At 70.6% G+C, this 24,648-nt stretch carries 27 protein-coding genes and 1 pseudogene; 16 read left to right on the forward strand and 12 right to left on the reverse strand.

Annotated features, from left to right (window positions below):
- Window positions 1–120 precede the first annotated feature (120 nt).
- The 3 genes from EIZ45_RS00395 (at window position 121) to EIZ45_RS00405 (ending at window position 2,259) form a co-directional block, all read left to right on the forward strand.
- Window positions 121–480: a helix-turn-helix transcriptional regulator gene (locus EIZ45_RS00395; RefSeq protein ID WP_051171745.1), complete on the forward strand. Its 360-nt coding sequence runs from the start codon at window positions 121–123 to the stop codon at window positions 478–480.
- Window positions 481–505: 25 nt separating this feature from the next.
- Window positions 506–1,228 carry a hypothetical protein gene (locus tag EIZ45_RS00400; RefSeq protein WP_134661748.1) on the forward strand — a complete coding sequence of 241 codons (723 nt, stop codon included), beginning with the start codon at window positions 506–508 and terminating at the stop codon, window positions 1,226–1,228.
- Between the two features lie 215 nt (window positions 1,229–1,443).
- Window positions 1,444–2,259 carry an alpha/beta hydrolase gene (locus tag EIZ45_RS00405; protein ID WP_167756300.1) on the forward strand — a complete coding sequence of 272 codons (816 nt, stop codon included), beginning with the start codon at window positions 1,444–1,446 and terminating at the stop codon, window positions 2,257–2,259.
- 4 nt (window positions 2,260–2,263) lie between these two features.
- Here the strand turns inward: EIZ45_RS00405 and EIZ45_RS00410 are convergent, their stop codons facing one another.
- A complete protein-coding gene (locus tag EIZ45_RS00410) occupies window positions 2,264–3,649 on the reverse strand; it encodes a helix-turn-helix transcriptional regulator (RefSeq protein WP_037811438.1) in 1,386 nt (461 codons plus the stop codon).
- Window positions 3,650–3,833: 184 nt separating this feature from the next.
- Between EIZ45_RS00410 and EIZ45_RS00415 the strand changes: the two genes are divergently transcribed.
- Window positions 3,834–4,193: a hypothetical protein gene (locus EIZ45_RS00415; RefSeq protein WP_134661747.1), complete on the forward strand. Its 360-nt coding sequence runs from the start codon at window positions 3,834–3,836 to the stop codon at window positions 4,191–4,193.
- A gap of 111 nt (window positions 4,194–4,304) precedes the next feature.
- On the opposite strand, the gene EIZ45_RS46380 is transcribed toward EIZ45_RS00415, so the two are convergent.
- Complete coding sequence (locus EIZ45_RS46380; RefSeq protein ID WP_205671765.1) at window positions 4,305–4,784, reverse strand: NmrA family NAD(P)-binding protein; 480 nt, start codon at window positions 4,782–4,784, stop codon at window positions 4,305–4,307.
- 92 nt (window positions 4,785–4,876) lie between these two features.
- A pseudogene (locus EIZ45_RS47565) lies at window positions 4,877–5,206 on the reverse strand (SDR family oxidoreductase); the annotation flags it as partial.
- A 73-nt stretch (window positions 5,207–5,279) separates the two neighbouring features.
- Between EIZ45_RS47565 and EIZ45_RS00425 the strand changes: the two are divergent.
- Window positions 5,280–6,260 (forward strand): AraC family transcriptional regulator, encoded by a 981-nt coding sequence (locus EIZ45_RS00425; RefSeq protein WP_240690535.1) that lies wholly within the window; start codon window positions 5,280–5,282, stop codon window positions 6,258–6,260.
- Window positions 6,261–6,271: 11 nt separating this feature from the next.
- On the opposite strand, the gene EIZ45_RS45895 is transcribed toward EIZ45_RS00425, so the two are convergent.
- Window positions 6,272–6,754: a MarR family winged helix-turn-helix transcriptional regulator gene (locus EIZ45_RS45895; RefSeq protein ID WP_167756301.1), complete on the reverse strand. Its 483-nt coding sequence runs from the start codon at window positions 6,752–6,754 to the stop codon at window positions 6,272–6,274.
- Window positions 6,755–6,805: 51 nt separating this feature from the next.
- Between EIZ45_RS45895 and EIZ45_RS45900 the strand changes: the two genes are divergently transcribed.
- Window positions 6,806–7,219: a nuclear transport factor 2 family protein gene (locus EIZ45_RS45900; protein WP_167756302.1), complete on the forward strand. Its 414-nt coding sequence runs from the start codon at window positions 6,806–6,808 to the stop codon at window positions 7,217–7,219.
- A gap of 4 nt (window positions 7,220–7,223) precedes the next feature.
- Here the strand turns inward: EIZ45_RS45900 and EIZ45_RS00435 are convergent, their stop codons facing one another.
- Window positions 7,224–8,081 (reverse strand): sigma-70 family RNA polymerase sigma factor, encoded by an 858-nt coding sequence (locus EIZ45_RS00435; RefSeq protein WP_134661744.1) that lies wholly within the window; start codon window positions 8,079–8,081, stop codon window positions 7,224–7,226.
- Window positions 8,082–8,153: 72 nt separating this feature from the next.
- On the opposite strand from EIZ45_RS00435, the gene EIZ45_RS00440 reads away from it, so the two are divergent.
- Window positions 8,154–8,837 carry an FMN-dependent NADH-azoreductase gene (locus EIZ45_RS00440; protein ID WP_240690534.1) on the forward strand — a complete coding sequence of 228 codons (684 nt, stop codon included), beginning with the start codon at window positions 8,154–8,156 and terminating at the stop codon, window positions 8,835–8,837.
- On the opposite strand, the gene EIZ45_RS00445 is transcribed toward EIZ45_RS00440, so the two are convergent.
- Complete coding sequence (locus EIZ45_RS00445; RefSeq protein ID WP_134661743.1) at window positions 8,827–11,466, reverse strand: exo 1,3/1,4-beta-D-glucan glucohydrolase; 2,640 nt, start codon at window positions 11,464–11,466, stop codon at window positions 8,827–8,829. The genes EIZ45_RS00440 and EIZ45_RS00445 overlap by 11 nt on opposite strands.
- A 189-nt stretch (window positions 11,467–11,655) precedes the next feature.
- Here EIZ45_RS00445 and EIZ45_RS00450 point away from each other — a divergent pair, with 189 nt between their 5' ends.
- From EIZ45_RS00450 to EIZ45_RS00460, 3 genes are all read left to right on the forward strand, one after another.
- Window positions 11,656–12,399, forward strand: a complete 744-nt coding sequence (locus EIZ45_RS00450; RefSeq protein ID WP_037811449.1) for a dienelactone hydrolase family protein — start codon at window positions 11,656–11,658, stop codon at window positions 12,397–12,399.
- A gap of 88 nt (window positions 12,400–12,487) precedes the next feature.
- Window positions 12,488–12,844, forward strand: coding sequence for a hypothetical protein (locus EIZ45_RS00455; RefSeq protein WP_037811451.1), 357 nt, complete (start codon window positions 12,488–12,490; stop codon window positions 12,842–12,844).
- A gap of 11 nt (window positions 12,845–12,855) precedes the next feature.
- On the forward strand, window positions 12,856–13,500 hold the full coding sequence (locus tag EIZ45_RS00460) for a phosphate uptake regulator PhoU (RefSeq protein ID WP_134661742.1): 645 nt from the start codon (window positions 12,856–12,858) through the stop codon (window positions 13,498–13,500).
- Here EIZ45_RS00460 and EIZ45_RS00465 read toward each other — a convergent pair.
- From EIZ45_RS00465 to EIZ45_RS00480, 4 genes are all read right to left on the reverse strand, one after another.
- Window positions 13,412–14,668 (reverse strand): phosphatase PAP2 family protein, encoded by a 1,257-nt coding sequence (locus EIZ45_RS00465; protein WP_134661741.1) that lies wholly within the window; start codon window positions 14,666–14,668, stop codon window positions 13,412–13,414. The genes EIZ45_RS00460 and EIZ45_RS00465 overlap by 89 nt on opposite strands.
- Before the next feature lie 128 nt (window positions 14,669–14,796).
- Complete coding sequence (locus EIZ45_RS00470) at window positions 14,797–15,183, reverse strand: hypothetical protein (RefSeq protein WP_134661740.1); 387 nt, start codon at window positions 15,181–15,183, stop codon at window positions 14,797–14,799.
- On the reverse strand, window positions 15,180–16,373 hold the full coding sequence (ftsW, locus tag EIZ45_RS00475) for a putative lipid II flippase FtsW (protein WP_134661739.1): 1,194 nt from the start codon (window positions 16,371–16,373) through the stop codon (window positions 15,180–15,182). The genes EIZ45_RS00470 and ftsW overlap by 4 nt, the downstream gene beginning before the upstream one ends.
- A 62-nt stretch (window positions 16,374–16,435) precedes the next feature.
- Window positions 16,436–16,807, reverse strand: a complete 372-nt coding sequence (locus EIZ45_RS00480; protein ID WP_037811461.1) for a helix-turn-helix domain-containing protein — start codon at window positions 16,805–16,807, stop codon at window positions 16,436–16,438.
- 96 nt (window positions 16,808–16,903) lie between these two features.
- Here EIZ45_RS00480 and EIZ45_RS00485 point away from each other — a divergent pair, with 96 nt between their 5' ends.
- Together EIZ45_RS00485 and EIZ45_RS00490 are read left to right on the forward strand one after the other, a co-directional pair.
- Entirely contained in the window at window positions 16,904–17,731 is an 828-nt protein-coding gene (locus EIZ45_RS00485; RefSeq protein ID WP_134661738.1) for an alpha/beta fold hydrolase, read from the forward strand.
- Complete coding sequence (locus EIZ45_RS00490; RefSeq protein ID WP_167756303.1) at window positions 17,722–18,846, forward strand: hypothetical protein; 1,125 nt, start codon at window positions 17,722–17,724, stop codon at window positions 18,844–18,846. Before EIZ45_RS00485 ends, EIZ45_RS00490 begins: the two co-directional genes overlap by 10 nt.
- Here EIZ45_RS00490 and EIZ45_RS00495 read toward each other — a convergent pair.
- Window positions 18,771–19,769: a DMT family transporter gene (locus EIZ45_RS00495; protein ID WP_037811463.1), complete on the reverse strand. Its 999-nt coding sequence runs from the start codon at window positions 19,767–19,769 to the stop codon at window positions 18,771–18,773. The two genes, EIZ45_RS00490 and EIZ45_RS00495, sit on opposite strands and share 76 nt — an antisense overlap.
- A 92-nt stretch (window positions 19,770–19,861) precedes the next feature.
- Between EIZ45_RS00495 and EIZ45_RS00500 the strand changes: the two genes are divergently transcribed.
- From EIZ45_RS00500 to EIZ45_RS00515, 4 genes are all read left to right on the forward strand, one after another.
- Window positions 19,862–20,752 (forward strand): LysR family transcriptional regulator, encoded by an 891-nt coding sequence (locus EIZ45_RS00500; RefSeq protein WP_240015261.1) that lies wholly within the window; start codon window positions 19,862–19,864, stop codon window positions 20,750–20,752.
- 72 nt (window positions 20,753–20,824) lie between these two features.
- On the forward strand, window positions 20,825–22,138 hold the full coding sequence (locus tag EIZ45_RS00505) for an FAD-binding oxidoreductase (protein ID WP_134661736.1): 1,314 nt from the start codon (window positions 20,825–20,827) through the stop codon (window positions 22,136–22,138).
- Between the two features lie 49 nt (window positions 22,139–22,187).
- Window positions 22,188–22,544, forward strand: a complete 357-nt coding sequence (gene fdxA / locus EIZ45_RS00510; protein ID WP_043828753.1) for a ferredoxin — start codon at window positions 22,188–22,190, stop codon at window positions 22,542–22,544.
- A gap of 88 nt (window positions 22,545–22,632) precedes the next feature.
- On the forward strand, window positions 22,633–23,325 hold the full coding sequence (locus tag EIZ45_RS00515; RefSeq protein ID WP_134661735.1) for a metalloregulator ArsR/SmtB family transcription factor: 693 nt from the start codon (window positions 22,633–22,635) through the stop codon (window positions 23,323–23,325).
- A 534-nt stretch (window positions 23,326–23,859) separates the two neighbouring features.
- Here EIZ45_RS00515 and EIZ45_RS00520 read toward each other — a convergent pair.
- The gene (locus EIZ45_RS00520; protein ID WP_134661734.1) at window positions 23,860–24,603 is read right to left on the reverse strand and encodes a DUF2249 domain-containing protein; all 744 of its coding nucleotides are present in this window, start codon (window positions 24,601–24,603) and stop codon (window positions 23,860–23,862) included.
- Window positions 24,604–24,648: the final 45 nt, after the last annotated feature.

Raw genomic sequence — 24,648 nt, forward strand, 5'->3', positions numbered from 1 at the left:
AAGACTCATCGGCCGGCGTCAGCGCGCCGGCCGGGGACCAGTAGAGCGCAGATCACGAAAACAGTCAAACACTTGTGCAAGTGATGGGGGCTAAGTCACGCTGAGAGCCCACCCGAGAGGATGTCCGTCGTGTCCACCCCATCCCAGCCCCCGCTGGAACCGCTCCCCGCCGACCTGCTGCAAGACGCCGCCGCGACGTTCGGCCTGCTCTCCGCGACCGTGCGGCTGCACCTGCTGTGGCTGCTGTCGCACGGGGAGCGCGATGTCGGCACGCTCGCCGAGGAGACCGGCCAGACCGTGCCGACCGCCAGCCACCACCTGGGCAAACTCAAACTCGCCGGTCTCGTCCGCGCCCGTCGCGAGGGGAAGCGGCAGGTCTATGTGCTCGATGACCCGCACGTGCGGCACATCGTCCAGCTGGCGGTGCAGCATCACCAGGAACTGTCCGGCGAGGCCGGGCGGCGCAGCAAGGGCGCTTGAGCTTTCCGGGACGTAGAGTCGGGCCATGGCCGAGCTGAACTTCTACTTCGATCCGGTGTGCCCGTTCGCGTGGATGACCAGCAAGTGGGTCCGCCAAGTCGCCCGCCAGCGCTCGTACTCGGTGGACTGGCGGTTCATTTCCCTGCGGTTGCTGAACGCCCATCTGGACTACTCGACGCACTTCCCGCCGGAGTACGACGCTTCGCACACGTCGGGCCTGCGCTTGCTCCGCCTGGCAGCCGCGGTGCGCGCCTCGCAAGGCCGCGAGGCGGTCGGTCCGCTGTACGAGGCGCTGGGGGAGCAGAACTTCGAAAGCGGTCTGGTCGAGGACACCGCCGAGGCCCGGGCCGCGCACAGCACCCGCTCGGCGGCCGCGACGGCCCTTACGCGCGCTGGCCTTCCGACGGACCTCGCGGACGCGGTCGACGATGCGCAGTGGGACGCGGAGATCCAGCGGGAGACGGACGAAGCCCTTTCGCTGACCGGGAAGGATGTCGGGACGCCGATCCTGCACTTCCAGCCACCGGCGGGAGTCGCGTTCTTCGGGCCGGTGATCAGCCGCTTGCCGTCGGACGAGGAGGCGGTGGAGCTGTGGGACCACGTGGTGGGGCTGGCGGCGTTCCCGGGGTTCGCCGAGCTGAAGCGGAGTTTGCGGGAGATGCCGCAGCTGCCGTCGTTCGGGGTGGGGGCGGGGGAGACCGGGCGGGAACAGGATTGGCATGGCGGGAGCCGGAGGCTGAAGAAGTAGGCGGCTTCGCAGCACCAGCTAAGCGGCGTGACCCCGGCGAAGTACGTGAGGGGAACCCTGAGGGAATCACATTCCCTCAGGGTTCCCCTCACGTACGTTTGCGTTGCCCGGCCCGGTTGCGGAGACTGTCGACTTCGTTACACCGTCGGACAATTTCATCCCCCGAACGCGCGAACCTGACACACTGGGAGGTGACGACAACTCCGGGAGTGTCCATGTCGCGCGACAGCTATCGGACAGTTCGTACACCGGACGGCCTCACCCTGGCCAGCACCCTCACCGAGCCGGACGGCAGAGTTCGCCGGGCGGTGCTGCTCGTGCAAGGGGCGAGCGTCACCCGCGAGGAAGGCGGCTTCTTCACTCGCCTCGCCGACCACCTGGCCGAGGCCGGCATAGCGTCGCTGAGAATCGACCTTCCCGGGCATGGCGAAAGCGAAGGCCGCCAGGAAGATCTGACGCTTTTCGCGCTGCTCAACGTGATCCGGGCCAGCATTGAGCACCTTTCCACCGCCGTCCCGGGCGTGCGGACCTCGCTCGCAGCGGCCAGTTTCTCCGGCGGCGTCGCGGCGTACTACGCGGCCAAGCGACCGGACGACGTCGAGCGGCTCATCCTGTTCAACCCTCTCATCGACTACCGCGCGCGGTTCATCGAGGAGAAGTCCGCGTGGTCGGCGGACGGCTACCTCGACGACAACGGCGCCGCCGATCTCAAGCAGCAGGGCTATCTCGGTCACGGGCCTGGCTTCCGGCTCGGCCGCGCGCTGCTCAACGAAGCGTTTTGGTTCGAGGCCCGCGAAAACCTGCCGCGCATCACCGCGCCGACGCTGATTGTGCACGGCACCGAGGACACCTTCGTCCCGGTCGAGTCGTCGCGGGCCGCGGATCGCGAGCTGACCTGCGAACACCGGCTGCTCCAGCTCGACGGCGCACAGCACGGCTTCGCGGTCCACGACGATCCCGGGTACGCCGATCCGCAGACCCAAGCCTGGCAACGGCAGGTGATCGGCAAAGTCCGGGAATGGCTTCGCTGACGGGTCAGCCGTTGAGCGCCTCGCGCAATTCCCGGACGTCCGGGCGGTTGTGCCACGGCTTCAGCACTTCCACGACCCGGCGGAGTTCTTCTTTGGTGCGGCGGGAGTTCGTTTCCGCGGCTCGCTGAGCGGAGATGAGGCCGGTTTTGGCTGCTTGGTCCGGTTCGCCGGAAAGGGCCAGCGAGTTTGCCATGAGGGACAGGAAGAAACCGTAGTCCCGCCGGGAGAATTGGGTTTCCTTCAACGTTTTTTCGTACAGCTCCACCGACCGGCGCGGTTCGCCCGCTTCGGTGTAGCAGATCGCGGTCTGCATATTCAGGAGAGTCGCGTTGAAGTGCGCGCCCAGCGGCGATTCGGCCGGTCCGGCGTCGTCCAGCAGTTTCCACGCGACGTCGAGGGTGCGGTTGACCTGATCGGCCGACGCGCCGAGCATCGCCTCCGCGCGGGCTTCCTGCTGGGCGGCTTCAGCCTGCAGGCGCCGGGGGAGCGACCAGGGGCCGTTGCGCACCGCCCTGGTGAGGATGAGCATCCGCCGCGGATCGCGTTCGTCGTAGGCGACCTGGGCTTTTTTGAGCAGAATGTAGCCCTGCATCGTGCCGTCGCCCGCCGCCTGCGCCCATTCCATCGCGCGGTCGTGCCAGTACAGCGAATCTTCCATCTGCCTGCGGTCGCGGTAGAGCCAGCCGGCGAACTCCGCGCCCTCCGAACCGATTCGCAGCAGGTCCCGCTGGTCCTCGGGCGCCGCGTCGCGGGCGATGCGGTCGATGATGTCCAGCACGCCCAGCGTCATCGGGAGCGTTTTGGCCGGACCGCGTTCGCCGTCCTCGTATTTGTACTGGTCGAGTTGCCGCCGGAAATAGTGCGTGACGGTTTTGTCCATGTACCGCCGGGGATTCTCCAGCGCTCGCGCGACGTGCTCGGCGCTGCCTATTCCCAGCGCGGGCAAAGCCGCGACCGGCAGGCCGTTCTTGAGCAGTGAGCGGCGACTGAGCGGGCTCATGGCGTCCCATTCTGTGGTCGGAACCGCTGGCGGGGCCGCGTCGCCGGGTGCGGGCACGAGCCGGGCGAGGACGCTGGCCGCGACGGTCGCCCGGTCCAGCGGCAGCGCGACCGGACGCCCGTCCACGACGACGGGCAGCAGGACGCTCGGCGCTCCCGGCGGCCTGCGGAGGTCCGCCGGGGTGCCTTCCCGGAGCAGTTCCTCCAGCCGGGCGGGGCTGATGCGCAGCAGCCGGGCGAGCCGGTCGCGGCGGTGCGGACGCGGCTCGGACCGGCCGGATTCCCAGGCGCGGATGCTTTTTTCGTCGGCGGGCAGCAGCGCGGCGAGCTTTTCTTGCGTCAGGTTCGCCGCTTTGCGTGCCCGGACAAGTCCTTCTCGCCGTTCGCCCATGGGCGACACCCCTTCGCAACAACGCGGGGTCGCTAGGTTACCGCAGGTCACCGTGTGCGGGGCAAGACGATTCGCTCGGTTGCCGCCCGCTTTTCGCCCGGTTTGCTGGCTGGTCCAGGCCACTGGCCGGCCCCATGGTGGGGAGGCACCGCGAAGACACTTCCGCAGCTGAGAGGTGGATCGCATGAAGGCGGCAGCGACGCTCGGCGAGGCGGCCCGCACCGGCCATCCGGCGGTGGTCATCGGGTGTTGCGTGCTCTTGCTGCTGGTACTGCTCTCGATGTGGCTCTGGCACGCACGCCGGCCGGTGCGGCCCCCGCGCGGGAAGCTGACCGTCCGCGACCTCCAGGCCCGGCTCGACTACGAGGTCCAGGCCGAGATCGAACAAGCCCGGTTGGCCGAATTCCGCCGGACGGCCGAGGAGGCCGCCGTCGAACGCGCCGGCGAGGACACCGACGTCATCCCGAAAGTCGACGACACCGTTTCGCGGGAGGCCGACAACCCGCGAAAAGGGGAGAAACCCGATAGAGCTCGGTGCGGTTAGGAGCGTCCCGCCCATCGCTCACCGCACCGTTATGCCTGCCCCAGCCTGGCGCGGCACGCCACCTCCCCTGGGCTGGGGCAGGCCTCATCGACGCGGGCCGGACTCGCCGAATCAACGCCACAGGGCCGCCGCGGCGCGGGCGTAGTCGGCGAAGGAGACCGGCGGCCGGCCGGTGATCCGCTGGACGTCGTCGGTCACGTCGGCGGCCCAGTCGTTGCGGATGCCTTCGTACATGGCGGCGTAGAAGTCGGCGACCGGACCGGGCGTGCCCCCGCGGAGCAAGGCGTCGCGGAACTCGGCCGGGTCCATCGCCTGGTACCGCACCGGTTTTCCCGCGGCCTCGCCCACGATCGCGGTCATGTCCGAAAAGGACAGTGAATCGGGTCCGGTCAGCGAGTAGGTCTTGTGCTGATGTCCGTCCTCGGTCAGAGCGGCCGCGGCGGCGGCGGCGATGTCCTCGACGGAGATCGGCGCGACCCGGCCGTCGCCCGCGGGAACCGCGACGACCCCGGTGCGGATGCCGTGCAGGATCGCGGGGTGTTCGGAGAAGTTCTCGGCGAAGACGTTGGGGCGCAGAATGGTCGCGGGCACCGGTCCCGTTTCGAGGAGCCGCTCGGCCTCGTCCAGCGGGAAGCCCTCGCCGGCCAGCCGCGCTGTCGTGGTGGACAGGTGGACAGGTGGACCACCCGGCGAACCCCGGCGCTCTTGGCGTCGTCCAGCAGCGCCGCGACCTCGGTCGTGGGGTCGGGGCTGATCGGAAGCCACTGGTAGATCGCGTCCACGCCGTCCAGCGAGGGCGGGTAGGTCGCCGGGTCGCTCCAGTCGAAGCGGACCGGCGTCGCCGAACCCTCCGGTCTCCCCGGGACCCGGACCGTGTGCCCCTGCTCGGCCAGCAACGACACCACCCGGCGTCCGGTGCGGCCGGCCGCACCGAGGACAAGAACTGTGGTAGGCACGCGTTCCTCGCAAGGTAGGGTCGAATCGGCAACCACTTCACCGTATGAACGGGTCATCGACGCGCGCCATGACAGCTCTCGACAGATTCATATCCGTTCGGTGCGACGGCGGAGCGAATCGGGTATGGCGATGCCGGTGAAAGCGGTCGGCCGTGACCATGTGGCGGACGTCGTGGGCGACATCGTCGCAGCCCTCCGGCGCGGCGGCGTCGTCTACGGCCGGGCGTTGCTGCGGGCGCCTTGGGGCCTCGCGTTCGAGTCGCGTTCGATAGCCACGATCTACGTCGTGATCGCCGGCTCCTGCGTGCTCGTCCCCGACGGCGGAGAGGCGCTGCATCTCGCCCAAGGGGATGTCGCGTTGCTGCCGTCCGGCGCTGGACACGTCGCGGCCGACACTCCAGGCCGGTCAGCGCGCACCGTGCGCGAACTGTTCGGCGCCGACCTGGAGGAGCTGTCGGCCACCGACCTCGTCATCGAGGGCGACGGTCCCGAGACCGTTCTGGTCTGCGGCGCGTACCTGCTCGAACCTTCGCCGCAGCACCCGTTCCTGGCATCTTTGCCCGACGTCGTGCGCGTCACGGCGAGCCAGATGCGCGGCACCTCGCTCGCCGCCGCCGTCCACCTGCTCACTACCGAGGTCGACCACGCCGGCCGCGGCACGCCCGCCGTGGTGGCCTCGTTGCTCGACCTCCTGTTCACCTACACCCTGAGGTCCTGGTTCCTCGGCCAGCCCGACCAGCTGGCCGGGTGGGCCCGCGCGCTCCACGACCCGGCGGTCGGCCCCGCGCTCGCGCTCTTGCACGACGATCCCGGCAAACCCTGGACCGTGGAGGCACTCGCGCACTCCGTCGGCGTCCCGCGGGCCCGGTTCAGCCGCCGGTTCACGTCGACTACCGGGCACACCCCGATGGAGTACCTCGGCATCTGGCGGATGACCGTCGCCGCCCGCCTGCTGCGCGAGGGCCAAGCCCCGCTGCGCCAGATCGCCCGGAAGGTGGGCTACGACTCGGAATTCGCGTTCGCGCGTGCTTTCAAACGGGTCGTCGGTCAGGCTCCCGGTCGTTATCGCGCGATGCACCGTCGCTATGAGGATGCCGCTGATACGCGGTGATGGCGGCAGGTTTATTCGCTGGGCAGGGCGGCGCGACGCGCGATGACGTCCGCGGTTCCGCCTGTCGCTTCGAGCACGCGAGCCAGGACTAGCCGGGCCGCTTCGGCAGCGTCCTTGCCCGCCGATTTCGTCAGCCGCGCATCGAGTTGCTGCCGTATCCGGCGGCTGTCGTCGACGAGCTGCCAACCGCGGTCGGTGAGCTGGGCCCGTCGCACCCGGCTGTCCGTACGATCCGGCACCCTCGCGACATAGCCGAGCCGCTCCAGTTCGAGAAGGTGCTTCGAGGCCGCCTGCTGGGTGACGCCGAGAAGACCGGCGAGTTCGGAAACGGTGGGCGACCGGTCGATCAGGTGCTGGATCACGTACCCGTGGGAGTTGCGCACGCCGACGTGGCCCGCCTCGTGCAGCTCCGTCAGGATCGCCCGGTTCGCGGAACTGCCCGCCAGCCAGGCGAGGGTGGCGAGGTCGAGATCGGCCGGGTCCAGGGGAGTCACGGTGCCTACCATGCAATTGACAACCAAGGTTGTACAACTATAGTTGTTCTTATGGACCGCGACCCGGTTGCCCTGGCGACGTCCCTGCTGCGGGCGCTCGAGGCCGGGCAGTGCGGCGAGAATCTCCGGAAGTACTTCGCCCCGACGGCGTCGACCGTCGAGCATCCGAACCTGCTCAGGCCCGCGGGCGCTCGCGCCACCCTGGATCAGATGCTCGCGGCGTCGGAGCTCGGTGCCGGATTGATGTCGAGCCAGCGGTACGACGTGCGCTCGGCCGCGGCGGTGGGGGACACCGCGATCCTTCGCCTCACCTGGAGCGGGGTGATCGCGCGTGACGCGGGCCCGTTCCGCCGCGGCGACGAACTCGTCGCGCACATCGCCCAGTTCGTCGAGACCGCCGACGGCCTGATCACCTCGATCGAGACCTTCGACTGCTACGAACCGTTCGACACCCAAGTCGTATAACGCCCTATACGCCATCGCAGGAGAGCGTGGCAATCTCCATGCCCGCCAACCGCTCGGCGCTCACCACTACCTCATACGCCTGGAGGAGACCCCCGCGGACCTCGATCCTGAGCACCCCCACCAACCGTCCGGCGGGAGCGAGCACCAGCCCGACATCCCCGTCGATCAGTGCGAGTTCAGCCAACCGCGCAGTCCCGGCGAACAGCTTCGTCCCCTGCGCGACCTCGTCCGCCCCGCGCAACACCGCAGCCGCCCCCGGCGGCAGCATCGCCGGATCGGTGCGCCGGACGACATCCGGGGCGAGCACGGTCAGCAATGTCGCCATGTCCCCGCCCCGGGCCGCTGCCAGGAACGCCGTCACCACTTCCCGGTGCTCAGCCAGCTCCGCCACCGGCACGACCGGTTCGCCGCGCACCCGCAATCGCGCGCGGCTGGCGAGTTTCTTGGCGGTCGCGGGCGTCCGGTCGAGGATCGGGCCGACCGCGTCGAACGGCACCGCGAACAGGTCGTGCAGCACGAACGCCACCCGTTCGGGCGGGGCGAGCCGGTCCAGGACCACCAGCAGCGCCCGCCCGACCTCGCCGGCCAGCAGGATCTCGTCCTCGGGCACAGCGCCGCCGGCGGCGTCAGGCATCGCGGAGACGGGCGTTTCGCGGCGGGCGCGCAGGGCGTCCAGGCACAGCCGGGACACCGCCGTGGTGAGCCAGCCGCCGAGGTTGTCGACGCCGGACGTGCGATTCAGCCGCAGCCACGACTCCTGCACGACGTCCTCGGCCTCGGCCGCGGAACCCAGCATGCGGTAGGCCAGCGCGTGCAGCCGCGGGCGCTCGTCCTCGAAGCGCCGCGCCAGTGCGTCGTCCATCGGTCACCTTTTCCCGTCTCGATCCGTCATGGGAGTGCCGGCCCGAGGACCAAGGACGAGGAGAGGAACCGGATGACCGTCATGCTAGCGCCCTTGCTGCACGTCGATTCGAGCGCCGACCGCGAGGCGTCGGTGAGCAGGCAGCTGGGCGCGTTGTTCGCCGACGAGTGGCGGAGCGGCGGCGGGACCGTGCGGCACCGCGACGTGTCCGCCGAACCGGTGCCGCCGCTGCGCGAGGCGTACGCGCGGCTCGGCCGCCGGGTGGAGCGCAAGGGAGTGCTGTCGCTGGAAGACATCGCGACGCTGATCGCGGACGACGACGAACAGCGCGAATGGGACCTGACGCTGCCGCTGGTGAACGAGGTGCGCGAAGCCCGCGCCGTGCTGATCGGGGTGCCGATGTACAACTTCGGCGTGCCCGCGACGCTCAAGGCGTGGATCGACCGGATCAGCTTCCCCGGCGTGTTCGCCGATCCGGAAACCGGCCGGAAACTGCTGGCGGACAAGGATTTCGTGATCGTCAACGCCCGCGGCGGCGGATACGGTCCCGGCACGCCGCGCGAGGCGTTCGAGTTCCAGGAGTCGTATCTGCGCGCCTATCTCGCCGACAAGGGCGTGAGGCGGCTGGCGTTCGTGTCCCAGGAGTTCACGAGGGTCGGCGACGTCCCCGCGCTGGACGGGCTCGAGGACTTGGCCGCCGCGTCGCGCGAGGCGGCCAGGTCCCGGGTCGTCGAGCTGGCGCGCGCTATCCGGTGAGGTCGGAGCACTTCCGCGCGTCCGGATCCTTCGCCCCGCCGGGCGACCACCGCACGTTCGCGAACGACGCGGAGAACGGGCCGTCGGTGTAGACGAGGAACGGCGTGTCGATGCTCTCGAAGTCCAGCCCGCTCGCGAAGCAGGACAACGGGATCTTCACCGTCGACTTCTGCCCGGCGGGCAGATCGCCGAACAGCTTCGTCGCGTTGACCTCCGACGAGCACGGATAGACGCAGTGCAGGCTGACGACGGTCCGGTTCACCGGCGGCGAATGCACGATCACGTCGAACTCGAGCGCGCCGTCGGCGTTGGGATATCCGCGCAGGTCGTCAGTGCCGCCGGGATGCTGCGAATACAGCTGTGCCGCGCCGGTGCCGGTCCACGTCGCCTTCAGGCCGTCGCCCTGGACGTTGACGTCGGCCGGGACCACGGTGATCTCCGGATGCGAAGCAGTGCCGTCCGCGCCGATCTCGGTGCCGCCCCAATTCGACGCCGAGCCGATGAAGCTCTTGTACGGCGCGACATCCGTGCGGTCGTAGATCGGCAGGTCCTCGGTCGCGGTGCCGCCGCCGTCGGTCGCACCGCAGCGGGCCGGGCCCTCGGTCTCGTCGAGTTTGCCGACGGTGGTCCGCTGGTTCGAGGTGAGGCCGTAGCCGAGCTTGAACAGCGGGTCGTAGCCGGGACTCCACGGGTTGAGCGGCGTCTGGCAGGCACTCTTCGGCCACGAGTAGGAAAGCTTGCCGCGGTATCCGCCGTGGTCCTTGCCGCGCACCAGCATGTCCGCGACGCCCCCGCCTTCGGTGCCGGGCAGCCAAGCGGCGACGAACGCGTCGGAACGGTTGAGCTCCTTGTTGACGTACAGCGGACGGCCGCTGACGTACACCGTCACCACCGGAGTGCCCTTGCCGCTGACTTTGTCCAGCACCGCAAGGTCTTCCGGATACAGCTTCGCCGCTTCAAGGCTCTTCCGCTGCAGATCGCCGACGCCTTCCGCGTACGGAGTCTCGCCGACAACAGCGATGACCGCGTCATAACCCTTGGGATCGACGGTGCCTGTGGGGTCGAAGGTGACGTTGGCGAGATCCTCCTTGAGCCCGGCGAGGATCGAGGTCGCGCCGGGGAAGTCCGCGTTGGTGTTCCCGGTGCCCTGCCAGGTCAGCGTCCAGCCGCCGGTCTGGTTCGAGATGCTGTCCGCGCTCTTGCCGACCACGAGCACCTTCGCGTTGCGCGCCAAGGGAAGCACGTTGCCGTTGTTCTTCAGCAGCGTCTGCGACTTCCGCACCGCGTCGCGCGCGAGTGCCTTGTCCGTCAACGCGTCCGGCGAACCGGCGTACCAGCGCTGCGAAGGCTTGCGCTCCTCGAACAGCCCGGCGCGCATTTTGACCCGCAGGATCCGGGTGACCGCGTCGTCGATGCGGGACATCGGGATCTCGCCCCCGCGCACCTGCGCGACCGTGTTGGCGATGAAGTCTTTCCAGTCGTTCGGGACCATCACGACGTCGATGCCCGCGTTGATCGCGCGCGGGCAGCTGGAGTTGGTGCAGCCGGTCACCTGGCCGATGCCGTTCCAGTCCGACACGACGAGGCCGTCGAAGCCCATCTTGCCCTTGAGGATCTGGTTGAGGACCTTGTCGCTGCCGTGGATCTTGCCCTCGTTGATGCCGAGGTCGGGGTTGGTCCAGCTGTTGAACGACGCCATGACCGTCTGCGCGCCCGCGGCGAGCGCGCCGTAGTAGCCCTGGCCGTGCAGGTTGATCATGTCCGCTTCCGACGAAGCGTTCACGCCCTGGTCCTGGCCGTTGGTCGTGCCGCCGTCGCCGATGAAGTGCTTGGCGGTGCCGATCACGCCGTTCGCGCCGATGCGCAGGCGGGCCCCGGCTTGCAGACCGTTCATGGCCTCGTACCCGTAGGCGCGGGTGATGCGCGGGTCCTCGGAAAAGCCTTCGTAAGTGCGGCCCCAGCGGTCGTCCTGCACGACGGCGAGAGTCGGCGCGAACGCCCAGTCCTGGCCCGTCGCGCGGATCTGCCGCGCGGTCGAGTTCTCGACATCGCGCACCAGGCACGGGTCGTGCGCCGCGCCGAGCGCGATGTTCTGCGGGAAAACAGTGGAGCCGTACACATTGTTATTCCCGTGCACGGCATCTATGCCCCAAATTACCGGGATCTTTGTCCTCGTGGCCTTGGCCGCGTCCCAATAGGAATCCGCGAGCTTCAGCCAGTCCTGCTGGCCGGCGTGCTTGTTCCCGCCCGGCCACGAGCCGCCGCCGTTGAGCACCGACCCGATCGAGTACTGGGTCACCTCGGCCGGCGTGATCGCGGCGATCTCGGGCTGGGTCATCTGCCCGACTTTTTCTTCAAGCGACATGCCGGAGACGATCTGCCTGATCCGCCATTCGTCGACCGGGTTCTTCGGCATCGCGCTGCGCACCTTGGGCCAGTCGGCCAGCTGGGGCAGCGAGTCTTCGATGCGGGCGCACCCGTTGCGGTCGAGCGCGGGACGGCCGATCTCCGGCTGGCGCGGGGGAGGGGCGGCCTGGGCGGCCTGGGCGGGGACGAGCCCGCCCAGGAGGACGAGCGCGGCGAGCGCGACCCGGTTCCGGGCGCGCGGGGAACGTGGAGGTCTGGCCATCGACAGTCCGTTCTGCGGAGGGCGGCCCGGAGCGGGCCCGGTGATCCTGACCGGGCAAACCGGACTCCGTCAATCCGCCGACCGCAGTGGTTCAGTCCAATAACCGGACAGGAAACGGGACATTCGCGCGGCGCGGGCGCAGGGATAGATTGATCTCGTACGCACTGCAATCAATGGAGGACAAAGCGGATGCGCAAGGAAAAGCCAGACGTTCCGGCCGCTGACGGGACCGCGGACGCGTACTTGGCCGTGCCGGACGGCGGGCCGCATCCCGGGGTGCTGCTCTTCCCGGACGCGTTCGGGCTGCGGCCGCGGATCGAGGAGATGGCCGACCGCATCGCCGAGAAGGGCTATGCCGTGCTCGCGCCGAACCTGCTCTACCGCGGCGGCCGGACGCCGCTGGTGGACTTCGCCGCTCTGGAAGACCCGGAGCGGCGGGGCGAGGTCTTCGGCAAGCTGATGCCCATGATCGAGGCCTTGGACACCGAGGCGATCACTCGCGACGCGGAGAAGTACCTGGACTGGTTCGCCGCGCAGGACGGCGTCGCGCCGGGGCCGGTCGTGATCACCGGGTACTGCATGGGCGGCACGAACGCGCTGCGCGTGATCGAGGCGTTCCCGGACCGGGTCAAGGCGATCGCGTCGTTCCACGGCGGACGCCTCGCCACCGACCAGCCGGACAGCCCGCACCTGCGGGTCGGCTCGATCACCGGCGAGGTGTACTTCGGGCACGCCGACCAGGACCCGTCGGCCACCGCCGAGCAGATCAAGACGCTCGAGCACGCGCTCGACGAGGCCGGGGTGACCTACCGGTCGGAGGTGTACGAGGGCGCGTCGCACGGGTTCACGATGTCGGACACGGCCGCGTACCACGCCGAGGGCGAGAAGCGGCACTGGGAGAACCTGTTCGCGCTCCTGGAGCGGGTGCGCTGACCTGCGGAAGAGCAGGGCCCGGCACGCGGCACGCGCGCGCGGCCGGGCCCTGCGCGCGGAATCGGCGGCGGCCGTTTACGCTGGCCGCATGGCCGAAGGTGCGCTGTGCCGCGAACCGGTGGAGCTGACCGGGCGCGAGCGCTCGGTCCTGCGGAGCGTCGCGGTCCGCGGGACGGAGCCCGAGCTGTTCTGCGAGCTGGAGGCCGGGCACGGCCACGAGCACGCGACGCCCGTCGGCGGACGCGGCGAGGAGCCGCTGATGTGGCTGCGCTGGTGGCCCGGCCGCCGCGTGCTGGAGACCCGCGCGCGATGCGGCGCGGAGTCCGACGAGGGCGTTTTCTGCCGGGTTCCCGGCGGGCACGAGGGCAGCCACAGCTACGAGCTGGCCGAGCCCGAGGAGGCCTGGCCGCTGGCCGACGCGGGCCTGTTCGCCGGCCGCCGGTAAAGTCGCTCGACATGCGCGAAGGCTTCCAGGACGACCTGAAACAGCTCGACGGGCGTCTGGCGGCGATGGCCGAGGCGGCGGCGGAGGCGATGCGCCGGGCCACCCGGGCGCTGCTGACCATGGACCTGCCGCTGGCCGAGCAGGTGCTCAGCGGCGATGCCGACCTCGACGACCAGCGCGCCACCTGCGAGGACGAGGCGTATTCGCTGCTCGCCCTGCAAGCCCCGGTGGCCGGCGACCTGCGCGCCGTGCTGGCCGCGGTGTACTGCGCGGAGAAGCTCGAGCGGATGGGCGATCTCGCCGCGCACATCGCGGGCACCGCGCGCCGCGGCCACCCGGAGCCGACCGTTCCCGCCGATCTGGAGGCGGTGTTCGCGGAACTGGGCGAGGTCACCTCGGCGATGGCCGAACGGCTCGCCGACCTCGTGCACGGCGAGGCCCGCGGCGGCTACGCCGAACTGAGCCGCGCCGACGAGCGCGTGGACGAACTGCACGCCCGCGTGATGGCGACGGTCACCGCCCCGGACTGGACGCAGGACCAGCGGATCGCGGTCGCGCTGAGCCTGCTCACCCGTTTCTACGAGCGTTTCGCCGACCAGGCGGTGTCGGTCGCGAAGCGCCTGGAGTTCGCCGCGACGGGCGATCTCCCGGGCTGACCTCCGGCGGCGGACCGGCCTGGGCCTGGTTCGACGGACGCGGCGGCGGCGAACCCGCGGCGCGGCCCTGCGGCGGACCGGCCGGACGCGGCTGCTGCCGAGCCGGACGGACCGGCGGCTGCGCGGGCGGACGGTTCTGCGGCGGGCCGTCGACGGGCCGGGCTTGGGGCATCGGCTGCGAGTTCTGCCGTCCCGGAGCGGGTGCGTCCGTTCCACGAGGCGGCGGAGTCATGCGGGGCGGCTGGGGGATTTGCCGTCCGGGAGCCGGGGCGTCCGCCGCGCGGGGCTGGGGCGCGGCCGTGCGGATCGGCTGGGAGTTCTGCCGTCGCGGCGCCGGTGCGTCCGCCGCACCCGGTTGTGGCGCGGCGGTGCGGAGGGGCTGCGAATTCTGCCGCCGGGGCGGACGGACGGGGCGACCGCTGGCGTCGCGGGCTTCGGGCGGGCCGACGCGGCGAGTGGGAGGCGCACCCGCGTCGCGAGCACCCGGCCGAGCACCTGCGGCCTGGCCTGGCGAAGCGTCGCCGTCCGGATCGGGCCGGGCCGTCGCAGCCTCCGCGCCTTCCGGTGCCACGCCCAGCAACCCGAACGGCACTTTGCCCGCGAACCGCCGCACGAGTCCGGCGGCCGGGCCCAGCGCGTATCGCTGCAGCAGCAAGGCCATCCCGGCTCCGAGCGCGAGCCCGATCAGGACATCGTGCGGGTAATGCGCCCCCACGAACACCCGCGAGAAGCCCATCGTCGCCGCGAAGGCCGCGAGCCACGGCGCACCCTTGTGCCACGCGAAAGCCCCGCCGAGCGCGACCGCGGCCGCGATGGTGGAGTGGTTGCTCGGGAAAGACCAGTCGCCCGGCGGCGGGCAGGCGCCGACGATCGCGTCCGGCGGAAGTCCCCGGCAGGGCCGCTGCTCGTGGACGAAGGCCTTGATGATCTCGCTGAGCACGTAGGCGACCACGGTGGCCGCCGGAACGAGCAGCGCCGCGGCCATCCGCTCAGGCGAGCCGGTCCCGCGCGCCCGCCACCAGAGCCACGCGAAGAACGGGGCCACGAGGACCAGGCCGTAGTGCGTGTACGCCAGCACGAGAGACTGCACCCAGCCCGGCATGGCGTGGGCGAAATGGGTGATCGCGTCGTACGTCTCGCTGCTGGAAGCTCCGGCCGTGGTCGCCATACAACCCCTCTCCGGTCCGCCGGTTCGCCTGGCGGCCATCTCGCGTTCACCCGAAGGTCACGAGCGTACCGAGCGGCGGAGGGGAGCCGGCGACGCCCCGCGAGTCCGCGGGGACGCTCCGGGACGGGTCAGGAGTCGGTGGTGTGCTCGCAGGTCACCGGCTTGCCGGGACCGGGAGCGCTCGCCTTGGCGAGTTCCTTCGTCTTGTCCAGCAGGATCCGGCAGCGCAGCGTCGCGGCGGTCGACGGCGTGGCGGTGACCGAGGCTTTCTGTCCGGCGCTGACCACGACGTCCTGTTTCCACGGCAGCCCGAGCGGACCGGTGAGCTGGTGCGGCGCGACCTTGTCCTCGTAGCGGTTGCCGGATTCGCCGTAGGTGACGCCGGTGGCCGTGGTCTGCTGGTCGGAGGTGATCTCGTAGGTGATCGCCCACGACTTGCCGGTCGGGTTGGAGCACGCGGCCAGCCCGGCGAGCGCGACGGCCGCGCAGGTGGCGGAGAGTGCCTTGGTGATCACGCTGGGACTGTACCGGAGCCCTTCTTCCGCAGCCCGGCGAGGAACGCCCGCGCGGCCGGTTCCTCCCGCGCGGCCTGGGCGAGGATGCCGAACTGCAGCATGGTGACCACGAGCGACGTGCCGCCCGCGGACACGAGCGGCAGCGTCACGCCGGTCACCGGCAGCGCGCCCGCGACGTAGCCGATGTTGATCAGCGCCTGCGCCACCAGCAGCAGGGTGGTGGTCCCGGCGACGAGCCGCACCCACGGATCGGCGACCCGCGCCGCGGTGCGCAGGCCGATCACCGCCAGGTAGCCGAACAGGCCCAGCACCACGAGACAACCGGCGAACCCTAGTTCCTCGCCGACGAGCGCGAAGACGAAGTCGTTCTGGACGTCCGGCAGATAGCTCCACTTCGCCGCACCGCGGCCGAGGCCGACGCCGAACCAGCCGCCGTCGGCCAGGGCGTATTGCGCCTGCTGCGCCTGGTAGCCGCTGCCACTCGCGTCGGGATTCGGCGAAAGAAAAGAAAGGATGCGCGCGAGACGATAACTGGCGAAAAGGGCGAGTGCGACGATTCCGGCGACCCCGCCGGCGAGAATGGCGGCGAACAACCGCTTCGGCGCGTCGGCGAACCACAGCAAGCCCAAGGTGATCAGCGCGAGCGTGACCGTGCCGCTGAGATTCGGCTGGGCCAGCAGCAGCGCGCACAACGCGAGCGTCACCGGGATCAGCGGCACCAGCAGATGCCGCCAATGGTGCAGCACCTTCTCTTTTGACACGAGCAAATGCGCGCCCCAGAACACCAGCGCGACCTTCGCGATTTCCACCGGCTGCAGGGTGAACGGCCCGGCGGAAAGCCAGCGTTGCGCGCCGCCGTGATCGGAACCCAGCGGGGTCAGCACCAGAAGCAGCAGCACCACCGCGGCGGCGAGCGCCGGGGTGGCGGCCTTGCGCAGCCGGGAAAACGGGACGCGCAGACCGAGCACGAAGGCGACGACGCCGAACGCGACGAACGTCAAATGCCGGAAGAAGGCTTGGTACACCCCGGTTCCGGGGGCAGGGGAGGACGACAGCGCCATCACCGCGCCGAGCAGGGTCAGCAGCGCCCAGATTCCGACGATGATGCGGAACGACGCGAGCGGATGCGCGAAAAACTGCCCGATTGCGTGCCGTGCCGGTTTGCGGTCCCGTTCGGTTGGCGATTCCACTTGCGCGAGTGTGTGCCGTATCTGCTTCGCGGTGGCCGACCGACTCGCCGGTGTGCGGAAAATTACCGCTCTGATTTCCGATTGGCCTCGTCGACCTCGGCCATGTGTTCTTCCGCCCACGTGCGCAGCGCCGCGAGCGCGGATTCCAGCGACGTGCCCAGCGCGGTAAGCCGGTAATGCACCCGCGGCGGCACCGTGTCCTCGACCCGCCGCGTGACGAGGCCGTCGCGGACGAGGCTTTGCAGCGTCACCGAGAGCATTTTCTGCGACACCCCGGGGATGCGGCGGCGAAGATCCGCGAAGCGCACCTCGTCCGGCGCGGCCTCGGCGAGGATCTTGACCGTCATCGACGTCCACTTCGTCCCGATCCGGTCGAGCAACCGCCGCGTCGGGCAGGCCGGGTCGAACAGATCGCCGCGGGCGGAGGGGGTCACCTCGGGCTCACCACCTGTCGGGAAAGTGCCGTCTTGGCGGCATCCTTGGAGTTACCTACCGTGTGCTGGTAACCAATGGTAACCACAGGAGGCACGATGAACGCGGTGCGGCAGGTCGAAGCGAACGGGGTCCGGCTGAACGTCGCCGTCGCCGGGAACGGTCCCGCGCTGGTGCTGCTGCACGGATTCCCGCACACCTGGCAGCTCTGGAGCAAGGTCATCCCAGTCCTCGCCGAGCGGTACCGGGTGCTCGCGCCGGACCTGCGCGGGCTGGGCGCGAGCAGCCGTCCGGAGAGCGGCTTCGACGCTGGGACGGTCGCGGCTGACGTCGCGGGCCTGCTCGACGCGCTGGGGGAGCCGGATGCCGAGGTGGTGGCCATCGATCTGGCGGTTTCGAGCGCGTTGCTGCTGGCGTTGCGGCAGCCGGAGCGAGTGCGCCGCCTGGTGCTGATGGAGTCGCTGCCCTGGGGTTTCCCGGCGAGCCCGCCGTGGTGGTTCGGTTTCCACGCGGTGCCGGGACTGGCCGAGACTGTCCTTAATGGACACGAGGCGGAGTACGTCGGCTGGTTTCTCGAACAGGGCACGCTCGGCCGCGGTGTTGCGGCGGAGGTCCAAGCGGCCTTCGCTGAGGCGTACACCGGCACCGACGCGCTCCGTTGCGCTTTCGAGTACTACCGCGCGATGCCGGAAAGCGCCCGGCAGCTGACCGAAGCGGCGGCGAAGCGGCTGACTGTTCCGACGATGGCGATCGGCGCGAACCCCGTGGGCGACGCGCTGGAGCAGCAGTTGCGCCCGATCGCCGACGACCTCACCGGCCACGTGCTGGCGGACTGCGGGCACCTGATCCCGCTGGACCGTCCGCGCGAGTTCCTCGATCTCCTGCTGCCGTTCCTGTCCCGGGAGATACTGGCCGGGTGTCGTTGACGTCCGAACTGGCCGACCCGCGCGGGAAACTCGCGCGCTGGTGCGCCCGCGTCTTCACCGGCACCGCAGCGGCCGCGCGCCGGGTCGAGGAGGCGACGAACGGCGTCCGCCCGGTCCGTCCGGCGCTCGCGCGGCCGCCGCGGCAGCACTGGGCCGAGATCGGCGGCGCGTTCGGCCAGCGGATCGCGGATCTCGTGCAGCCCGCGCCGCCGTATTACGCGCTGCTCGGCATGGTGCGGGCGCAGTGGGGCAGCGGCCCGTGGGCGCACGCGCAAGCCGCGCAGTACCCGACGCACGACGAGCTGCCGCCGGAGTACCAGGCGCGGGCGCTCGGCATCCGTCCGGCGGCGGCGACCTGGCTCGACCTCGGCGACGGGCTGCCGGACGGCGGGGCGCTGCCGGGCGCCGAGGAGCTGTGGGGCGAACTGCTGGGACGCGCGCGCCGCTACCAGGCGCAGCACGCCCCGCCCGGCATGCTCGGCGGACCGGGCGCGGAAGCCGGGCTGGCGCGGACGAACTGGGTGCTGTCGGCGTGCGAGGACATCTACCGTTCGGGCCGCATCGACCCTCGGCTCGCCCGGGTCGTCGACGGCGGCGGCACGATCGCGGACCTGCGCGCCCTGCCCGCCGACGCACAGGTGACCGAGCTGGCGGAACTCGCGAAACGCTTACACGACAACGGTGCGCTGTGGGAACTGCGGCGGCTCGGTGGCGCCCCGCCGGAGGGCTATCCGCTCGGGATCGCCGGGCCGACCATCGTGCCCGGCTGGGCCGACGGCGACCTCTTGCTCGGGAAGCTCGACCCCGAAGCGGGGATCGCCGACGGCACGCTGCTGGACGTGAAGACCGTGCTGACCGTCGGCGATCCGGACCGCGCCGGGCGCTGGCTGTGGCAGATCCTGCTGTATGCCTGGCTCGACGTCGCCGACCTGTACCGGATCCGCGAGGTCGGGCTGCTGCTCGGGCGGCACGGCAAGCTGGTCTGCTGGCCGGTCGACGAGCTGGCGGCGGACCTGCTCGGCGGCGACGGCCTGGTCGATCACCGCCGCGACGAGTTCAGGGACATGGCGCGCGGGCTGCTCGACTCGGCCGGGCTGAGCTTGGCCGACGGCTGAACCGCGGGCTTCTTCCCCGCGCCGCGGCCGGCGAAGCACACCGCGCCGAGCACGATCACGCAGCCGACGAGCTGCAGCGGGCCCGGCCGTTCGCTCAGCAGCAGGAAGCCGAACGCGACCGCGCCGACCGGCTGCAGCAGCATCATCGTCGCGCCGGTCGAGGCCGCCAGCCGCGGCAGCGCCCCGGCGATCAGCAGCCACCCGACGACCTGGCCGACCAGGGCGAGCGCGGCGAACCAGCCGAGCGAGGGCAGGCTCGGCGCCAGGTCGAGGCGGCCGAACGGCAGCCCGAGAACGACGGAGACGAAGCCCGCCGACACGGTGGCCAGCGACAGCGAGCGGACCTGCGTCGCGGGGGTGCTGCTGAGCCGGAGCAACAGCAGGTACGCCGAGTAGCCCGCTCCCGCGGCGAGCGCGAAAACCATGCCCAGCACCGGGTTCGAGCCGGTCATCGACGAGCCGAACACGCCGCCGGCGAGCACGATCCCGCCGATGAGCGTCGGCGCGACGAACTTGAACCGCGGGTCCGGCCGCTCCTTGAGGAACACGAACGCCAGCAGCGGCACGATCACCACCTGCACCGAAAGCAGCATGGTCGCGACGCCCGCGCCGACGCGCGGGATCGCCTCGCCCCACAGGACGAAGTCGAGCCCGAGGCCGAGCCCGGCCAGCAGCGGCAGCAGGATCTTCGCGCGCTTGCGGGTCCGCCGCGCCTCGCTGAACGCGAGGATCGCGAGCAGCGGCAGCGCGAGGGCGCAGCGCCAGAACGCGCTGGTCGCGCCGCTGGCCCCGGAAACCTTGATGAGCACCGAGGTCAGCGCGATGCAGAGGCAGCCCGCCGCGGCCAGCAGCCGGGGGTCGGCGCGGCCGGTGAGCGCGGCGATCGGGCCGGCGGCAGGCAACGAGGCGGATTCGGTGGTCATGCCTTCTATGGTGGGGGCGCTAACTATCAAGGACAAGTGAATGTTCCTGCGGAAAATCCGGTAGCATCGCTACCGTGTTCAGTGTGGATCGGATGCGCGCCCTGCACGCGGTCGCGCAGCACGGCTCGGTCGCCCGCGCGGCGGCCGCGCTGCACGTCACGCCATCCGGGGTGTCGCAGCAACTGGCGAAACTCGAACGGGAAGCGGGGCTGGCGCTTTTGGAGCCGCGCGGCCGGACCGTGCGGCTCACGCGCGCCGGGCAGGTGCTGGTCGGGCATGCCGAACGCGTGCTGGCTCAGCTGGCCGAAGCGCGCACGGATCTCGAGCGGCTGCGCGAGGACGTCTTCGGGCCGTTGCGGATCGGGTCGATCGCGACGTGCGTGCACGCGCTGCTACCGCCCGCGCTCGCCATGCTCACCGAACAGCACCCGCGGCTGAACGTGACGCTGGGCGAGGGCGAAGCCGAACAGACGCTGCCGAAGGTGCTCGCCGGGGACCTCGACGTGGCGGTGTTCGAAAGCTGGGCGGACCGGCCGACCGTGGTGCCGGCGGGGATCACGCAGGTCACGCTGTTCTCCGACGTCGCCGATCTCGCGCTGCCCGCCGGGCACCGGCTCGCGCACCGTCGCACGGTCGATCTCTCCGAGGTGGACGACGTGTCGTGGATCAGCTGGACCGGCCGTTCCGGCTGCTACGAATGGCTCGTGCACGTGCTCCGTTCGCAGGACCTGGAGCCGCGGATCAGTTGCACCATCGGGAGTTACGTGACGCAGCTGGCGCTCGTCGCGGGCAACGTCGGCGCCGCGCTCGTCCCGCGGCTCGCCCGCGGACCGGTGCCGGACGGCGTCCGGATGCTCGCGACGCGGCCGGTGCTGAACCGCACGATCATCGCCGCGTGCCGGTCCGGCGAGGAGGCGCACGGCGGGGTCCGGGCGGCGCTGGAGGCGCTCGGCGAGGCGTCGGCGGCTTATGTGAACCGCTGAATCTCGGTGCGCGGCTGCCTTTTCCGGCCGGTTCGGCCCTAGAGTCGGAATCGACGAGCAGGGGAGCCGCCCATGACTGCCGAGGATGCCGCCCGTGCCTTGCGGGCCCGACTGCCCGCCGGGCAGGTGCACACGTCCGGCCCTCAGTACGAATCGGCGGCGGCGGTCTGGAACGCCGCCGTCGTCGCGCGTCCGGCCGTGGTGGTTGAATGCCGGCGCACGGCGGATGTCCAGGCTTCGGTGCGTGCCGCGCGCGAACTGGGTCTGCCGCTGTCGGTGCGCAGCGGCGGGCACGACTGGGCCGGACGCGCGATCGCGGACGGCGGGATCACGCTCGATCTGCGTCCGCTGAACCGGGTCTCGGTCGATCCAGGACGGCGCGCCGCGGTGGTCGGCGGCGGCGCCCGGGCGAACGATGTGCTGGCGGGAGCGGAGGCGCACGGCCTGACCGCCGTCGTGGGCACGATCGGCACGGTCGGGTTCGCCGGGCTCGCGCTCGGCGGCGGATACGGTCCTTTTCTGGGCAAGTACGGGCTCGCCTCGGACAATCTGCTCGGTGCCGAGGTCGTGCTCGCGGACGGCGAGGTTGTGATCGCCAACGCTTCGCGGTTGCCAGACCTGTGGTGGGCGCTGCGGGGCGGCGGCGGGAATTTCGGCGTGGTGACCGCCCTCGGCGTGCGCTTGCACGAGACACCGCCGATCACGACCGGCCCGGTCTGGTACCCGGCGTCGGACGCGGCGCGGGTTTTCGCTGCGGTAGCCGAACTCCAGGCCGACGCGCCGGACGAACTCACCGTGCAGACTGGCGTCCTCGCCGGTGCCGACGGCTCACTGTGCGTGCTGGTCTGGCCCACCTGGTGCGGGGCCGCGGATCCCGACGGCTTCCTCGCCCGCCTCGGACCCCCGCTCGCCTCGCAAATCGAGCCGGTGTCGTCCTACGCGGCAGAGATCGCCCGGCGGGATGCGATGTTCCCCAACGGCCGTTCAGTCACCATCCGCACGCGGTCGCTTCCGGCGTTCACTCCAGAGGCCGCGTCAGTGCTCGCCTCGGCCGCGGAAGGCCGGACCTCGCCGATGTCCGGACTGTCGATCCACCACTTCCACGGCCTGGCCGCCCGGATTCCGGCCGCGGACACGGCGTTCCCCGTGCGGGAGGACCACCTCATGGTCGAGATCCTCGGGCTGGGGGAGGGCAACGACGACCGAGCCTGGGCGGATGCCACGTCGACGGCGTTGGCCCCCTATGCCTTGCCTGCCGCGTACGCGAACCTGCTGGGCCCGGACGTCCCTTCGGCGAACGTCTTCGGCCCCAACTCGGCCCGGCTGCGGGACGTCAAACACCGCTACGACCCGGACGGGGTTTTCCGCGCCATTCCGCTGGGCTGACCTTTTTGCCGAGTACATTGGTGAAAAAGACGGCGGAAGGAGGCGGGCCGTGGCGTATGTGATCGCGGAGCCGTGTGTGGACGTGATGGACCGGGCGTGCGTGGACGAGTGCCCGGTGGACTGCATCTACGTCGGCGAACGCTCGCTCTACATCCATCCGGACGAGTGCGTCGACTGCGGCGCGTGCGAACCGGTGTGCCCGGTCGAGGCGATCTATTACGAGGACGACCTTCCGGACCGCTGGCGCATCTACGCCGAGGACAACGCGCGGTTCTTCAGCGAAACCCTGCCCGGCCGCGACGCGCCCCTCGACAGCCCCGGCGGCGCGGTGAAACTCGGTGACCTCGGGGTGGACACGCCCTTGGTCGCCGGGCAGCCACGACCGGACGTTTCCGCGCAGCAGTAGTCCGCCCCGCGCGCTTCTGCGGGAGCGAACCCGCCGTACCCCGCTTCGGGCGGAGAAAACCTCATTCAACTCGGTTAAACTGGTCCGCATGAGCGAGCAGACGCTGACCGATCCGCCCGCCTCCCGCGCACTGGGCGAGAGCCGGGCCCGAGTGTTGGCCGCACTGCGGTCGGCGGACGCTCCGGCAGCGGTGCAGGACGTCGCCGAGCAGGTCGGCCTGCACGCCAACACCGCGCGGTTCCACCTGGACGGCCTCGTCGAATCCGGCCTCGCCGAACGCCGAACGGAAGACCGCACCCGCCCCGGACGCCCGCGGACGGTCTACGCCGCGATCGCCGAGGAAGCAGCCGAGGGCCGCCGCAGCTACCGCCTGCTCGCCGAAATGCTGACCGGCCTGATCGCGGAAAACGTCGCCGACCCCGGGAAAGCCGCGGAATCCGCAGGCGAAGCGTGGGGCCGCTACCTGGCCGACCGCCCGCCCCCGACCCGCCGCGTCGACGAGGCCGAGGGGATCCGCCGACTGTCCACCGTGCTGAGCGACGCCGGTTTCGCTCCGGACCCGTCGGGTTCTCCGGAGCAGCCGGTGATCCGGTTGCGGCACTGCCCGTTCCGCGAGATCGCGGAAGAACACCGGGACGTGGTGTGCGGCCTGCATCTCGGGCTGATGCGCGGGGTGCTGGAGGAGGTACGAGCGCCACTGACGGCGGAGCGGTTGGAGGCGTTTGTCGAGCCGTCGTTGTGTTTGGCGCATTTGAAGCCTGTTGGTAAGCGTCGTCGCTGACCATGCGCATCGCTTGATATTCCGTGGCGGGTCGCAGATTCGCGGTGACCAAGTGAGACTCCGTCAGCGAGATGCAGCGGCTACGCTTAGGGAGCGGATTCGAGGGGGCCGACGAAACCCCGCCTGCGAAGTGCGGTGACTGTCTTCTCTTGCACAGCAAGCAGTTCGCGATTGCCGGTTAGATGCGGGCGTGGATTTGCGGTGGTCAATGGATTTTCGTCCGGGAAGTGCGGTGACGCGCAGCAGGCAGGTCTGCGGCGGCCGGTGATGCGCGGATTCGCGGGCGACTAACGAAGTTCCGTCTGCGAAGCGCGTGGCTGCGCGGACTCTCTGATGCACGGGTAAGCCCGTCTGCAACGGCCAGTCAGGCGCGAGACGCGGATTCGCGGTGACCAACGCAATTCCGCCCGCAAAGCGCAGCAGCCGGGTGCGTGTTTCCCGTTGCACAGCAAGCCGGTCCGCGGCGGCCGGGGCGGGGGAGACCGGCCGCCGCGGGGAGGCGCGCCGAAGGGGGGTCGGCGCGGGTATCGGGGGTCAGGCCGGGACCGCGGCGCGGCCGATCCGGACCTGCCACTTCTCCGGCCCGGATTCCACGTACTCCCACGTGAAATCCTCGCCGTGCGTGGCGGTGAACTCGCGGTGCAGTGGCTTCGGGTCGTGGTTGTTGACGAGCACGAACGATTCCCCGGGCGCGAGCCGCGCGTAGCGGCCGAAGATGCGCGGATGCCGGGTGCCGTGCGGGATTTCGCGGACGTCGAGGACTTCCGCGCGGTCCAGTTCGCCGCCGTCGAGGAGCGTGCGGAGGTCGTTGACCAGGATGGGGACGTCCGCGCCGGGGAGGTCGGCCAGCGCGGGCAGCAGGACGCTGGTTTCGGCGTCGAGATAAGCGCCGAGAAGCGCGTCCAATGCCTGCGCGGCATGGCTGACCTGGGCCGAGGTGTCGGATACCCGCAGTTCCTCGACGGTGCGGAGCACGGCGTCCTGAATCCGTCGCAAGGCGCGGACCAGCAGGCGCGTCGCGGGGGCGCCGGCGGCGGTCGCGTTGAGGACGCGGTCCGCGGCGGACAGGTACTCGGTCAACCGGCCCGTCGCGAACTCGATCAGCCGCGCGTTGGCCTCCTCGCGGGCGCTGCCGTCGAGCTGAAGTTCCGTGACCACGGCGGCTTTTTCCCGGTATTGAGCCAGCACGCGTCCGGATTCGGCGCGGAGGGCTTCGCTGGCGCGGAACGCGGGGTCGGTGCTGGTGCCGCTGATGTACACCTCGGACGAGCCGGTCACGGGAACCTCCCGGAAAGAGTATTTACGAGAATACTAGTGCAAAAG

Source organism: Amycolatopsis sp. CFH S0740, from assembly GCF_004522315.1.
GTDB lineage: Bacteria > Actinomycetota > Actinomycetes > Mycobacteriales > Pseudonocardiaceae > Amycolatopsis > Amycolatopsis nivea.